The sequence below is a fragment of the Kitasatospora cathayae genome (assembly GCF_027627435.1).
GTDB lineage: Bacteria > Actinomycetota > Actinomycetes > Streptomycetales > Streptomycetaceae > Kitasatospora > Kitasatospora cathayae.
On record NZ_CP115450.1, the window covers coordinates 6,912,826 to 6,925,314 of the forward strand.

At 73.4% G+C, this 12,489-nt stretch carries 14 protein-coding genes and 1 pseudogene; 5 read left to right on the forward strand and 10 right to left on the reverse strand.

Annotated features, from left to right (window positions below):
• Nucleotides 1-356: 356 nt before the first annotated feature.
• A pseudogene (locus tag O1G21_RS31460) lies at nt 357-708 on the reverse strand (hypothetical protein); the annotation flags it as partial.
• Nucleotides 709-1,007: 299 nt separating this feature from the next.
• On the opposite strand from O1G21_RS31460, the gene def reads away from it, so the two are divergent.
• From def to O1G21_RS31480, 4 genes are all read left to right on the forward strand, one after another.
• Nucleotides 1,008-1,553, forward strand: a complete 546-nt coding sequence (def, locus tag O1G21_RS31465) for a peptide deformylase (RefSeq protein WP_270148415.1) — start codon at nt 1,008-1,010, stop codon at nt 1,551-1,553.
• 40 nt (nt 1,554-1,593) lie between these two features.
• Nucleotides 1,594-2,553, forward strand: coding sequence for a methionyl-tRNA formyltransferase (gene fmt, locus O1G21_RS31470; protein WP_270148417.1), 960 nt, complete (start codon nt 1,594-1,596; stop codon nt 2,551-2,553).
• Nucleotides 2,554-2,647: 94 nt separating this feature from the next.
• Nucleotides 2,648-4,084 carry an RsmB/NOP family class I SAM-dependent RNA methyltransferase gene (locus O1G21_RS31475; protein ID WP_270148418.1) on the forward strand — a complete coding sequence of 479 codons (1,437 nt, stop codon included), beginning with the start codon at nt 2,648-2,650 and terminating at the stop codon, nt 4,082-4,084.
• 84 nt (nt 4,085-4,168) lie between these two features.
• Nucleotides 4,169-5,149, forward strand: coding sequence for a MerR family transcriptional regulator (locus O1G21_RS31480; RefSeq protein WP_270148420.1), 981 nt, complete (start codon nt 4,169-4,171; stop codon nt 5,147-5,149).
• 40 nt (nt 5,150-5,189) lie between these two features.
• Here O1G21_RS31480 and O1G21_RS31485 read toward each other — a convergent pair whose 3' ends face one another.
• The 8 genes from O1G21_RS31485 to O1G21_RS31520 form a co-directional block, all read right to left on the reverse strand.
• On the reverse strand, nt 5,190-5,642 hold the full coding sequence (locus O1G21_RS31485) for a hypothetical protein (RefSeq protein ID WP_270148421.1): 453 nt from the start codon (nt 5,640-5,642) through the stop codon (nt 5,190-5,192).
• Between the two features lie 465 nt (nt 5,643-6,107).
• A complete protein-coding gene (locus O1G21_RS31490) occupies nt 6,108-6,449 on the reverse strand; it encodes a sulfurtransferase TusA family protein (RefSeq protein WP_270148423.1) in 342 nt (113 codons plus the stop codon).
• Complete coding sequence (locus O1G21_RS31495) at nt 6,446-7,168, reverse strand: class I SAM-dependent methyltransferase (RefSeq protein ID WP_270148424.1); 723 nt, start codon at nt 7,166-7,168, stop codon at nt 6,446-6,448. Before O1G21_RS31495 ends, O1G21_RS31490 begins: the two co-directional genes overlap by 4 nt.
• Before the next feature lie 106 nt (nt 7,169-7,274).
• Nucleotides 7,275-7,787, reverse strand: a complete 513-nt coding sequence (locus O1G21_RS31500) for a MarR family winged helix-turn-helix transcriptional regulator (protein ID WP_270148425.1) — start codon at nt 7,785-7,787, stop codon at nt 7,275-7,277.
• A gap of 75 nt (nt 7,788-7,862) precedes the next feature.
• Nucleotides 7,863-8,219: a DUF6204 family protein gene (locus O1G21_RS31505; protein WP_270148426.1), complete on the reverse strand. Its 357-nt coding sequence runs from the start codon at nt 8,217-8,219 to the stop codon at nt 7,863-7,865.
• A 173-nt stretch (nt 8,220-8,392) separates the two neighbouring features.
• Nucleotides 8,393-8,746: a hypothetical protein gene (locus O1G21_RS31510; RefSeq protein ID WP_270148427.1), complete on the reverse strand. Its 354-nt coding sequence runs from the start codon at nt 8,744-8,746 to the stop codon at nt 8,393-8,395.
• 63 nt (nt 8,747-8,809) lie between these two features.
• Nucleotides 8,810-9,412, reverse strand: a complete 603-nt coding sequence (locus tag O1G21_RS31515; protein ID WP_270148429.1) for a transposase — start codon at nt 9,410-9,412, stop codon at nt 8,810-8,812.
• Nucleotides 9,413-9,952: 540 nt separating this feature from the next.
• A complete protein-coding gene (locus tag O1G21_RS31520) occupies nt 9,953-10,606 on the reverse strand; it encodes a hypothetical protein (RefSeq protein WP_270148430.1) in 654 nt (217 codons plus the stop codon).
• A gap of 147 nt (nt 10,607-10,753) precedes the next feature.
• Between O1G21_RS31520 and O1G21_RS31525 the strand changes: the two genes are divergently transcribed.
• Nucleotides 10,754-11,908 (forward strand): carotenoid oxygenase family protein, encoded by a 1,155-nt coding sequence (locus tag O1G21_RS31525; protein ID WP_270148432.1) that lies wholly within the window; start codon nt 10,754-10,756, stop codon nt 11,906-11,908.
• Here O1G21_RS31525 and O1G21_RS31530 read toward each other — a convergent pair.
• Nucleotides 11,803-12,309 (reverse strand): DUF6882 domain-containing protein, encoded by a 507-nt coding sequence (locus O1G21_RS31530; protein WP_270148433.1) that lies wholly within the window; start codon nt 12,307-12,309, stop codon nt 11,803-11,805. The two genes, O1G21_RS31525 and O1G21_RS31530, sit on opposite strands and share 106 nt — an antisense overlap.
• Nucleotides 12,310-12,489 lie beyond the last annotated feature (180 nt).

Sequence of the window (12,489 nt, forward strand, 5' to 3'; positions counted from 1 at the left end):
CGCTGGGGCGGGGTGAGTGGGCCACCCCGCCCCGGGATGGCCCGGTTCTGGCGGGGTCGGTCAGCCGCGGAGGGGGATGCCGGTGCGGTCGGGCTGCGGGCGGTCGATGCTGCCGCTGCGGTCGATGGGGGTGCGGTCGATGGGGGTGCGCTCGATGGGGGTGCGCTCGATGGGGGTGCGGTCGATGGGGGTGCGCTCGATCGGGGCGCGGTCAAGGGCGGCGCGGTCCAGGCCGCCCTGGCGGGCGGCGGGGACGGTGGTGGCCAGGCCGCTGCGTTCGATGGGGGCGGGGAGCTCCTCGGAGCGGTCCGGGCGGCTGGGGCCCGGGACGGCGCCGCTGGCGGCGAGGAGCTCGCTGGTGGGGCGGCGCATGCCGTAGCGCCGGTGCACGGCCTGCTTGGTGACCCCGAGGGCGGAGCCCACCGAGTCCCAGGAGAAGCCCAGTGCCCGGTCGAACTCGACCGCCGCCGCCACCAGGGTCTCCACGCTCTCCCGCAGCTCCTGCGCCAGGCGCACGGTCGGTGCGGGCGCCCGTCCGTACACCACGAAGCCGGCCGAGGTGCTCGGACGGCGCGGACGGTAGACGTTGCCCAACTGGGCGGTGAGCGTCCGCAGCGCATCGACCTGGCGCCTCACCCGCTCGATGTCCCGCACCAGCAGGTGCAGGCTCGCCCGCGCCCGGGCGTCGTGGTTGATCTGCTCGGCCATGGCCTACGTGCCACCTTCCGTACGGTTCAGCTCGGCCGGGGCGCGGTGTCCCGTGCGCCCGGCCCCGGTCAATCTCTCTTGACCAACGCCGAAGCGGGGGCCGGGGTAACGCCGCTCGGCGACTCGGGATATGCCAGAAGCCGGTGTGGGCGTCGTCGGAGGGCGGTGCGGGCGTCGTCGGAAGCCGGTGTGGGCGTCCGGGGACGGCCCGTCGGAGCGCTCGGGCGAGTTGCATAGACTTGCGGTGAACCAGTCGTTGCCCGAAAGCCCGTGCCCTCGCGGACAGGAGCCCGTACCCCGTGGCGATCCAGCCGATCCGTCTCTTCGGAGACCCCGTCCTGCGGGCCACCGCCCAGCCGGTGACCACCTTCGACAAGGAACTGCGCAACCTGGTCAGCGACCTCACCGACACCATGCTCGACGCCCCCGGCGCCGGCCTCGCCGCGCCTCAACTCGGCGTCTCGCTACGGGTGTTCACGTACCACGTGGACGGCGTCACGGGCCACCTGATCAACCCGGACCTGTCGCTCAGCGAGGACGAGCAGGAGGGCCCGGAGGGCTGCCTCTCGCTGCCCGGACTGCGCTACGACACCAAGCGCGCCTACGGCGTGGTGGCCAAGGGCTTCAACATGTACGGCGATCCGGTCACGGTCGAGGGCACCCAGCTGCTCGCCCGGTGCATCCAGCACGAGACCGACCACCTGGACGGCATCATCTTCATCGACCGGCTCGACCGGGAGCAGCGCAAGGCCGCACTGAAGGCCATCCGGGAGAGCGACTGGAGCGCCGGACCGGCACCGGTCGTCAAGATATCCCCGCACAGCACCTTCGGCTCGGCGCGCTGAGTCCGTCCTCTCCTGATCCCCGTTTGCAGAAAGGCACTTGATGCGTCTCGTCTTCGCCGGCACCCCCGAGGTCGCCGTTCCCGCGCTGGACGCGCTGATCGACTCCGACCGGCACGAGGTCGTCGCGGTGGTCACCCGCCCCGACGCCCCCGCCGGGCGCGGGCGCAAGCTGGTCGCCAGCCCCGTCGCCCAGCGCGCCGAGGAGGCCGGGATCGAGGTCCTCAAGCCGGCGAAGCCCAGCGACCCGGACTTCGTCGCCCGGCTCACCGAACTCGCCCCCGACTGCTGCCCGGTGGTCGCCTACGGCGCGCTGCTGCGCCCCGGCACCCTGGAGATCCCCAAGCACGGCTGGGTCAACCTGCACTTCTCGCTGCTGCCCGCCTGGCGCGGCGCGGCCCCCGTGCAGCACGCGGTGCTGGCCGGCGACGAGGTGACCGGCGCGTCCACCTTCCTGATCGAGCAGGGCCTGGACTCCGGTCCGGTCTACGGCGTGATCACCGAGGAGATCCGCCCGAGCGACACCAGCGGCGAACTGCTCACCCGGCTGTCGGTCTCGGGCGCCCGGCTGCTCGCGGCCACCATGGACGGCATCGAGGACGGCTCGCTGCACGCCGTGCCGCAGCCGGCCGAGGGCGTCACCCTCGCGCCGAAGATCACCGTCGAGGACGCGCGGATCGAGTGGAACCACCCGGCGCTGCGGATCGACCGGGTGGTGCGCGGCTGCGCGCCGGCGCCGGGGGCGTGGACGGAGTTCCGGGGCGAGCGGCTGAAGGTCACCGGGCCGGTCAAGCTGCTCCCGGAGTCCGCCGAGCTGGCGCCGGGCGAGGTCGCGATGGTCGGCAAGAACAGCGTGCGGGTCGGCACCGGGTCGCACGATGTTGAGCTGGGGGAGGTGCGGCCGCAGGGCAAGAAGGAGATGCGGGCGGCCGACTGGGCGCGCGGCGCGCGGCTGGAGCCCGGGGAGCGCTTCGGGCTCCCGGCCGGCGGCTCCGAGGGCTGACCGTCAGGTTTGGCGTTACCTTTGGCGTTACTGTTCGTCTGAGATCTTCTGATAACCACCCTTCTGATAACCATCGCAGCACCTTGAGGTATTCGTGAGCACGCCCGCCGGCGCCAAGCGCGCCCCCCGTCCGCACCGTCGGCCGAAGAAGGACCCGGCCCGGATCGTCGCGTTCCGGGCACTGCGCGCCGTCGACGAGCGGGACGCGTACGCCAACCTGATCCTGCCGTCCCTGCTGCGCGAGGCCGAGCAGAAGGGCATGGACCGGCGCGACGCCGCCCTCGCCACCGAGCTCGTCTACGGCACCCTGCGCCTGCAGGGCACCTATGACGCGATCATCGCCGCCTGCATCGACCGGCCGCTGAGCAAGGTCGACCCGCCGGTGCTGGACGTGCTCTCGCTCGGCGCCCACCAGCTGCTCACCACCCGCATCCCCACCCACGCGGCCGTCTCGGCGACCGTCGAGCTGGCCCGGGTGGTGCTCGGCGACGGCAAGGCCAAGTTCGTCAACGCCGTGCTGCGCCGGATCAGCGCCCACGACCTGGACGCCTGGATCGCGCAGGTCGCCCCGCCGTACGACAAGGACGCCGAGGACCACCTGGCGGTCGTGCACTCCCACCCGCGCTGGGTGGTCTCCGCGCTCTGGGACTCGCTCGGCCGCTGGCAGCCGGACGCCTCCGGACGCACCGCGATGGAGGAGCTGCTGCGGGCCGACAACGAGCGGCCCGAGGTCACCCTGGTCGCCCGGCCCGGCCGGGCCACCGTCGGCGAGCTGGCCGACGCGCTCCCCGAGGCCACGCCCGGGCGCTGGTCCCCGTTCGCGCTGCGGCTCGCCGAGGGCGGCGACCCGGGCGCGCTGACCGCCGTGCGGGAGAACCGGGCGGGCGTGCAGGACGAGGGCAGCCAGCTGGTCGCGCTGGCACTGGCCACCGCACCGCTGGAGGGTCCGGACCGGCTCTGGCTGGACGGCTGCGCCGGACCGGGCGGCAAGGCCGCGCTGCTCGGCGCGCTCGCCGCGGAGCGGGGTGCGGGGCTGGTCGCGAGCGAGAAGCAGCCGCACCGGGCCCGGCTGGTGGCGCGGGCGCTGGAGGGCAACCCCGGCCCGTACACGGTGATCGCGGCCGACGGGACGCGCCCGGCCTGGCGCTCCGGCGGCTTCGACCGGGTGCTGGTCGACGTGCCGTGCTCCGGTCTGGGCGCGCTGCGGCGCCGTCCGGAGGCGCGCTGGCGGCGCCGGCCGGCCGATGTCGCGGCCTTCGGGCCGCTCCAGCGGGACCTGCTGCGCTCGGCGATCGAGGCCACCCGGGTCGGTGGCGTGGTCGGCTACGCGACCTGCTCGCCGCACCTCGCGGAGACCCGGGCGGTCGTCGAGGACGTGCTGCGCGGCGAGGGCGGCCGGGTCGAGTGGATCGACGCGCGGCCGCTGCTGCCCGGCGTTCCGGCACTCGGGGACGGGCCGGACGTGCAGCTGTGGCCGCACCTGCACGGGACGGACGCGATGTACCTGGCGCTGCTGCGGCGGACCGCCTGAGCGGCCTGCTCGCGCCTCCGGTAGGGGCTTGAGCCTCCGGTAGGGCTTGCACCTCCCGCAGGGGGAGGCGGCAGGGTGGTGGGCATGAACGACGATGCGCTCCTCACGACCGGCCCGCTTCTCACCATCGGCGAGCTCGCCCGGCGGACCGGGCTGACGGTGAAGACCGTCCGGTTCTACTCGGACCAGGGGATCGTGTCGCCGGCCGACCGCAACCCGGCCGGCCACCGGCGGTACGGCGCCGATGCTGTCGCCCGCCTGGATCTGGTGCGCACCCTGCGCGAGCTCGGGCTCGGGCTGCGGGAGGTCCGGCAGGTGCTGGAGCGCGAGCTCGGGCTGTCCGAGGTCGCGGCGGCGCACGCCGCGGCGCTGGACGTCCGGATCCGGGCGCTGAGGCTGCGGCAGGCGGCGTTGCGGACGGTGGCCGTGCGGGGGGCTGCCACCGCAGAGGAGTTGACGCTCGTGCACCAGTTGGCCCGGTTGACGGAGGACGAACGGGGCCGCCTGGTCGAGGAGTTCCTGGCCGAGGTGTTCGGGGAGGGGGCTTCCGGGAGTGGTCCTTCCGGGGACGGTTGTTTCGGCGGGGTCGCTCGGTTCGGCGGGGTCGCTCGGTCGCTGACGCCGGAGTTGCCGGAGGAGCCGTCGGTCGAACAGGTCGAGGCGTGGCTGGAGTTGGCGCTGTTGGCCGGGGATGCCGGGTTCCGTGAGCTGTTGCGCGGGTTGGCGGAGGGCGAGGCGGCGGAGGCTGGTCCGGGTACTCTCCCTCGGCCCGGACTGGCTGTGCTGGTGCGGGAGTTGGTCGGTCCAGCGGGTGCGGCTGGGGTGGCGCCGGGGTCGGATGAGGGGGCGCGGGTGGGTGCCGTGCTGCTGGAGCGGTATGCCCGGTTGGTGGGTACTGCGGAGGAAGAGGCTGATTCTGTGCGTGCTCGGTTGGTGGGGCGGTTGAGGGCGATGGCGGATCCGCGGCGGGAGCGGTACCTGATGCTGCTGGCGGTGGTCAACGGGTGGGTGGCGCCGGAGAGTTCGGCCGCAGTGCTGGACTGGGCGGTGCGGGCCGTCGGCTGAGGGGGCGGATCGGCTGATTGGGCGGATCGGCTGTCGGGGCCTACGGCCGCAGGGGCGGCGGGCCGGGGCAGTTGGTGAGGAAGGCGTGGGCCTGGGCGCGGAGGTGGTCGACCGGCGGGTCCTCGCAGATCACCTCCAGGCCGAGTGCGGTGGCCTGGCCCAGATGGTGGTAGGACTGGTAGGCGAGGTACGGGCGGTGCTCGTCGGTGGGGTCAAGCCCGACGGCGAAGGTCGCGAAGTGGGTGCGCTCCTTCTCGGTGCGGGCGAACTCCGTTCGGGAGAGCTCCCATTCGAACTCGTACGGCTCCGGATCGGCGGGCAGGTCGAGGAGGGCCTGGGCCAGTCGGCGGACCTCGTCCGGGTCGGCGAAGGGCAGTGACTCCGACCAGAGCGGTGCGGCGGCGAACAGCTCCCAATCGGCGCCATTGTGGCGGACGGTCAGTTCCCACTCGCCGTCCTGATCGCGCCAGCGGCAACTGAGGATCGGGTTCATGGTGGTCAACCTCCCTGCGGGGTCCGGCCGTTACGTTTTCTCCTCATCGTGGCACACCGGGCGGCTGCGGGGAGCAGGGCGTGACCCGTCCTCGGGCGGCTCGCCGGGCTTCCGGCAGCTGGCGGTAGCCCCGCCAGGCCGTACTCGGCGCCGAGGGCGGTGGGGTTGGGGGTTCTGTGGGTGGGTGGGGGCTCTCGGGAGGGTGGGTGGCCGGGGCGGTTCCGGGGGTGGCCGCTCCGGGGGCTGGATGATTTTCCGACTGCCGACTCTGTGGGTGGGGTGTTGGGCGCCGTTGGCAGTCTGAAAATCACCCGCAACGCCCCTCTCCGGGCCACCCCCTCCACCGCCCCTCTCGCAGCGCGTCCCTCTCGCCTGGTCGGGTGGTGGGGGGAGGGGGGAGGTGGGTGGGCGCGCGAGGCGTTGCCCGCGCGCCCACGACGGGTGGGGGGTACCGCCGTGAGGGGCTCAGGTGGTGGTGGTTCCGTGGGCGGTGTGCCAGGGGCGGCCGGGGCGGGTCTGGACGGGGGTCGAGGTGAGGCGCAGGGCGTACACCTCGCGGTCCGGTGCCGGGGACGGGACCGGGCCGAGGTACTCGTGGCCGGTCAGGTGGCACCAGGCGGGCAGGTCGAGCGGGGCGGCGGGGTCGGTGGTGTGGATGTGGACCACCGCGCCGGCCGGGAGGTGGGCGATCTGCGCGCGCAGGCGGAGCAGGAGTTGGACACAGAGCAGGCCGGTTCCGTCGACGGTGAGGTCGGGGGCGGCGCCGTCGGTGCTGCTCGTGCTGCCGGTGCTGTCGGGGGCGGTCACCGGGGGGTCTCCTGGGTGATGCGCCAGAGGCGGCGGGGCAGTTCGCCCTCCTCGAACGGGTGGACGGCGGCGAGGTGCCAGCCCTCGGCGAGCCGGTCCACCAGCTCGCGGGGGAAGAAGTGGACGGCGAAGCCGCCGTGTTCCCGGATGTCGTCCCCGTGGCCGGTGCCGTCGCCGTAGTGGGCGTCGCCGGTGTGGCGGACGGTGTAGACGAAGATGCCGCCCGGGCGCAGGACGCGCCGGACCTCGGCGATCAGCGACTCGACCTCCTCGGTGCTCAGCGCCATGCAGAGCAGCATGTGGGCGAAGACCGCGTCGACGGAGGCGTCGGGGAGGGGCAGCGGGTCGCGGACGTCGTGCACGACGGTGCGGACCCGCTCGGTCAGGCCCTGTTCGTCGGCGGCGGTGCGCAGTTGTTCCAGGCCGGTCGGGCTGAAGTCGGTGGCCAGTACGGTGAAGCCCGCGCGGGCGAAGTGGAGCGCGTCGCGGCCGTGGCCGGCGCCGAGTTCGAGCACCTCGCGGGCGGCGGCGGTGGCGAAGGCCTGGGCGGCGTACCGCGCGGGGGCGGACGGCTGCTCGCCGTACATCCCGGGGGTGGTCCGGTAGGTCTGCTGCCAGTGCGCGCGTTGGGTGTCGGCGAGAGCGGGCTCCCGGCGGGGTTCCCGAAGGGGTTCCCGGCGGGGCGACGTGCTGGGCGTCGGGCCGGGAGTGCGGGTCATGGTGATGCCTTCGCGGGGTGTGCCGTGGTGCGGATGGTGTGAGTGGCTCCGGTGGTGCGTGTTCAGCCTAGGACGTGGGGCTGGGCGGGGGTGGGTGGGGGCCAGGTCAGGGCCTCGGGATGCGGCGGTGTTCGGGGGCGGTGCCGCCGAGGCGGGTGAGCAGGGCGGACAGCTGGGTGAGGTCCTCGCTGCCCCACTGCTCGGGGGCGAAGTGGTCGGCGGCGACCTGCCGGGCGGTGTGCAGCATCTCGGCGAGTCGTTCGCGGCCGGTCGGGGTGAGGGCGGCGTAGGCGACCCGGGCGTCGCGGGCGGCGGCCTCGCGGGTCACCAGGCCGATTCGCTCCAGCGGGGCGAGGCCGCGCGTGACGCCGGAGGCGGTGAGGCCGAGGGCCTCGGCGAGGTCGACCCGGCGCATTCGGCCGCCGGGGGCCTGGGCGAGGTGCAGCAGCAGGGTGAAGTCGGACAGGCTCACGCCGTGCAGGCCGCTGAGGCTCGCGTCGAAGCGCTTGACCACGGCGGTCTGGGCGCGGACCAGGCGCAGGGCGGTGTCGAGCGGGTCGGGGCGGGGGTCGCTCGTGGGGCTGGGGTCGGGTACGGGGCGGTTTGTCGGGTCTGTCATTGCCACCTCCTTGACTACTCAAGTATATGCATGGGCGGAGCCGTCAAGGAGGTGGCTGAGGGGGAGGGGCGGCGGTCAGCTGGTGGCGTTGGCGGCGCGGCGCTGCCGCTTGCCCAGGGGCGCCTGGGAGAGATCCTCGGCCTGGGAGCGGAGGTTCTTGTAGCCGTAGCCGCGGTCGGTCAGCCAGGACCGCGCGGCCTGCTCGGCTCGGTCGGTGGCCTCCAGGATGTCCTCTTCCTCCTCGCCCTCGTCGAGGAAGCGGAAGGTGAAGGCGGCGCGGGCGTTGAGGTCGTAGCTGAGGTGGCCCTCGCGGGTGAAGGCGGCGTGCAGGACGTCGTGCTCGGGTGCGGCGGCGAGGAGTTCGGCGCGCTGCTCGTCGGTGAGGGCGTCGAAGACGCCGCGCACCATGATGCGGAAGGTTCGGGTGGTCATGTGCAGACGATAGGCAGGAGGGGCGGTGGACCGCCAATGCGATTTCGCGGGTGGGGGCGGGGACGGGGCGGGCTGTGGCGGGGCGGGAAGGGGGCGGCGCGCCCGGCCGTTGGTGCGGGGTCGGCGGGCGGGCGCTGGGCGCATGGGGTTGGGGTTGGTCTCGGCAGCCGGTCTCAGCGGGCGAAGGGCCCGAAGGTGGTGGCGGCCAGGCGGAGGGCCGGGGACGGGGTGCCGCCGGTGCTGCCGACGGAGTAGACCAGGCGCTTGCGCAGGTCCGCGGTGGCGAAGAACCCGTCGGAGTAGACCAGGCGCTTGCGCAGGTCCGCGGTGGCGAAGAACCCGTCGGAGTAGCCGAGGTCGTGCCCGGTCTTGCCCCAGACCGTCGTGACGTCCTGCAGCGGGATGGCCAGCAGTCCGACGCTGTAGCAGGCCTTGCCTTTGTTCGGCCCCAACTGGCAGTCACCGGAGTCGTGGTAGGGAAGTAGCCGCCCGGAGGCGCCGCGCGGCAGGGTGAACAGGTCGTGCAACTGCTGCGGGGGCAGGAGCGGGGTTCTCGATGTGGCTGCCGTCTGAGAGGACCGCGAACCGGTTCAGTCCGAGGCCGATGCCGATCTCGCCGGTGGTGGGCGGCAGCAGGTCGGCGGCGGGTTCGGTCTCGGTGACGAAGGAGACGAAGAACCGTCCTGCCGGGTACGGATCAGGGTGATCGAGGTGGGGTCGGACGGCAGCTCATGGGACCAGCGGACCTTGACTTCCCCGGTGCCGGGTAGTCGCAGGCGCCCGCTGGGCGTGATCTTGAATCGGGCGTTCGCGGTGAAGCGGATCGCGTCGCGGTGGTCCTTCTTCGACTTGAATGACGGCTGTTCGATCTTCGGCCCCCTGCGGGTGCCCTTGCGTGAGGCGAAGTGGTTTGACCACGCCTGTCCCAGGTCCCGAACGGACTGCTGGAGTGCCACCGCCGAGACCTCGCCGAGCCATGCCCGGCCCGGCTTCTTCTTGCCGTCGGTGACGACCAGCTTGGACAGTGCCGCCGTGCTCGGGATCTTCTCCCCGCGTTCATCGGCTTCCAGGCACAGCCTCAGCCCGTCGTTGTAGGCGACGCGGGCGCACCCGAACGCGCGGGCGGCGCCCTTGCGCTGACTTGTCGTCAACTCTGCCTGCGGTACCGGTACCTGATCTGCATGCTGTTCCACCTATCGGGCGGAACTGACATTGCGGGACGGCGCAAACCTGCACGTCACGGCAGGGTTCAGAATCGCTTGGGCCAGGAGTCCGGGCTGCTGCCGGTGGGCCGCAGGGTGCGTTGGACGACCTCGTCGAAGGTCTCGATGCCGAAGCGCTGGACGATCAGGGCGTTGTTCTCGACGTCCTGATCGCCCGGGCCCTCGACCGGCGGCTCGGTCGGGTCCGCTGGTCGGCCTTCCGCTGTCGGCCAGGGCGGGGCGTGGGTGTGGTGGCGAGGAGCAGTCCGGCGAGGGCGAGGGCGGCGGTCTTGGTGACGGGCATGTGGTCTCCGAGGTCGGTGGGTCGGGCGGGTGCGGAATGGGCCGTGTGGGAGAACACATGTGTGACGTCGAATCAGTTCCGGGACTCCGTGGGGCGAATCGGTTCCACCCGGTGTCGGTGAGGGAGGAGTCGACCTGGGGGGTGGGGTCCGGATGGGTGCTGGGCTGGTGTGTGGGGGGCATGGTTCGCCTCGTGGGTTCGGGCCGGTGGCTGTGTCCGGGCTTCGGTCAGGGGGCTTCGGACAGCTCGACGGGGTGGACGGTGAAGTTGCCGCTGGTGACCGGGGCGAAGGGGGCCAGGGCCATGCAGGTGCCGACGACGGGCTGGTAGGGGCTGCCGTCCTGGTCCAGGTCCATGTTGCCCACGCCCCAGGAGAAGCCGAGGCGGTCCTTGCCGTGGCCGTGGGCGTCGTAGATGCTCAGGCCTATTCGCTGGCCGACCGGCATGGCATCCGACTTGGTGATCACGGCGGTCAGGGTGGCGACGGGGCCGCCGGTGGCGAGGCAGTCGACGGTGGCATCGGCCTGACGGACGTCGCCGCTCTTGGCCACCCGGTGGGAGAAGTGGACGGTGCCCCGGGCGTCGGTGGGGAGACCCGTGGGGACGCCGGGGACGGGGTGGGTGTAGGGCGCGCCCTCGGCGTCGATGGTGAACCACATCTCGTCGGTGGGGTTGAGGGCGTAGTGGATCCGGGCGGATCCGTTGACCCGGGCGGTCGTGGCGGTCGTGGCGGTCGCGGTGGTCGTGGCGGTCTCGGCGGAGGGGGTCGCGCCGGCCGGGGCAGTGGCGGCGAGGGTCGTGAGGGCGAGGGCCGCGAGGGCGGCGGCCATGGCGGTGCGGGTGCTAGGGGCGCTGCGGGCCATGCGGGCGGTGCGGAACATGGTGGAGTCTCCCTTCTCCGGCGGCCCCGGTGGCCGCCGTCTCGGTGACTCCAAGACTGATCGCTGACACCCCCTCCACACATGTGCCGATCGGCATAAAGCGATCATCTCGCCGTCCTCGGCGAGGCGGCGGACGACTTCGCCCCGGTGACCGAGGAGGTCACCGCCTACGACCTGCCCGTCACCGGACGCATCCCCGCCCACCTCGACGGCCGCTACCTGCGCAACGGCCCCAACCCGCTGGGCATCGAGAACCCGGCCGCGCAACTGTGGACGCTCGGCGCCGGCATGGTGCACGGCGTCCGGATCCGGGACGGGCGCGCCGAGTGGTACCGCAACCGCTGGGTCCGCTCCGGCGCCGTCGCCGACCGGCTCGGCGGACCCCGGCGCCGCGGGCCCGTCGACGAACGGCTCGACATCTCCCCGAACGTGCGGGTCGCGGGCCTCGCCGGGCGCACCTACGCGCTCATCGAGGGCGGCATCCGCCCGTACGAACTCGGCTATGAGCCGGACACATGCACTTCTTCGCGCTCACCGAGCGGTTCGTGGTGCTGTACGACACCCCGCTGGTGTTCAGCGCGGCGCACCTGGCCACCGGCGTGCCGCCCGGGTCGGGGTGATGCCGCGCGAGGGCGGCCAGGTGCGGTGGTTCGAACTCGCGCCGCACCTGGTCGGGCGCACGCTCAACGCCTATGGGCGATGCCCGACACGCTGGTCGTCGACGTCGTCCGGCACCCGGCGGGCGTGGACCTGCGGGACATCGGCGCGAGTCGGCCCACCCTCGACCGCTGGACCGTCGATCTGGCCGCCGGGATGGCGAAGGAGGAGCGGCTGGACGACCGGATCCAGGAGTTCCCGCGTCTCAACTCCCGCTTCACCGGCCGCCCTTACCGCTACGGTTACGCCGCCGCCGTCGAACTCTACGCGCCGCCCACCGGTTCGGACGACGACCGCCCGGACGAGGGCTTCAGCAACGCCCTGCTCAAGCACGCCTTCGAGCGGGGGACGGTCGAGGCGCACGAGTTCGGGCGGGACGGGGCGGTCGGGGCGGGCCGGTCGCCCGGGTGCACCTGCCGGCGCGGGTCGTCCCGCTGGGGCTGTGCGGGCATCGGGTGCCGGGGGCGGAGCCCGCTGGTGCTGCGTGGGAAGTCGGTGGGGCCGACTTCCTGCGCGCGCGGATCCGAGGGGGCTGGGTGTCAGTCGATCTCGATGGTGAAGGTCGAGGTGCTGCCGTCCTGGGCGGTGAGGGTGACCGGGCCGAAGGTGATGAAGGTGGTCGAGGTGGCGCCGGGGGCGCGGTAGAAGCCGGTGGCCCTGGTGATGCGGAGGGCGAGGGCGGCGAGGGTGGTGGCCCGCTCCTCGTCCGCCTCGAGCCGTGGCTCGGCGAGCGCGGTGTGGCCGTGGGCCTCGGCCCAGTCGCGGACGCGGCCGGCGTCGCGGCTCAGCTCGGGCAGGATGCTGCGGTTGGCCCAGGCCCAGAGCCAGGAGGCCGAGTTGGGGCTCCACGTTCCGAGGATCTGGGCGGGGGCGGAGGCGGTGCGGTCGGGGAAGGTCCAGGTGATCAGACCGGTGCGCTGGTCGAGGCCCCAGCGGTCGGCGGTGCCGAGGCCCCAGGTGGTGTGGGCCTCGGCGAGTTGGCCGATCATCTGCTCGCCCTGGAGGAGCAGGGTGGCCAGGTCGGGCCGGGGGGTGGTGCTGTTCATGGGGCGAAGTGTGCCAGGGCCGATCTCGGCGGCTTGCGGCGGCGCCGACGTTCACCGGCCGCGCAGGTCCGCCGTGGCGGCGAGGCCGTGGGCCTGGGCGGCGGTGAGGCGGGCCGGTTCGGGGAGGAGGGCGGCGATGTCGGGGGTGCGGGGGACGGGGACGGTGGCGTGGGGGAGGGA

Bases quoted from the DNA above. Each gene is read 5' to 3' on its own strand.
- O1G21_RS31505 (WP_270148426.1), bottom strand. From the start codon at position 8,219: ATGACCACCCGAACCTTCCGCATCATGGTGCGCGGCGTCTTCGACGCC.
- O1G21_RS31495 (WP_270148424.1), bottom strand. From the start codon at position 7,168: ATGACCCGCACTCCCGGCCCGACGCCCAGCACGTCGCCCCGCCGGGAA.
- O1G21_RS31520 (WP_270148430.1), bottom strand. From the start codon at position 10,606: ATGTTCCGCACCGCCCGCATGGCCCGCAGCGCCCCTAGCACCCGCACC.
- O1G21_RS31530 (WP_270148433.1), bottom strand. From the start codon at position 12,309: ATGAACAGCACCACCCCCCGGCCCGACCTGGCCACCCTGCTCCTCCAG.
- O1G21_RS31485 (WP_270148421.1), bottom strand. From the start codon at position 5,642: ATGAACCCGATCCTCAGTTGCCGCTGGCGCGATCAGGACGGCGAGTGG.
- fmt (WP_270148417.1), top strand. From the start codon at position 1,594: ATGCGTCTCGTCTTCGCCGGCACCCCCGAGGTCGCCGTTCCCGCGCTG.
- O1G21_RS31500 (WP_270148425.1), bottom strand. From the start codon at position 7,787: ATGACAGACCCGACAAACCGCCCCGTACCCGACCCCAGCCCCACGAGC.
- O1G21_RS31480 (WP_270148420.1), top strand. From the start codon at position 4,169: ATGAACGACGATGCGCTCCTCACGACCGGCCCGCTTCTCACCATCGGC.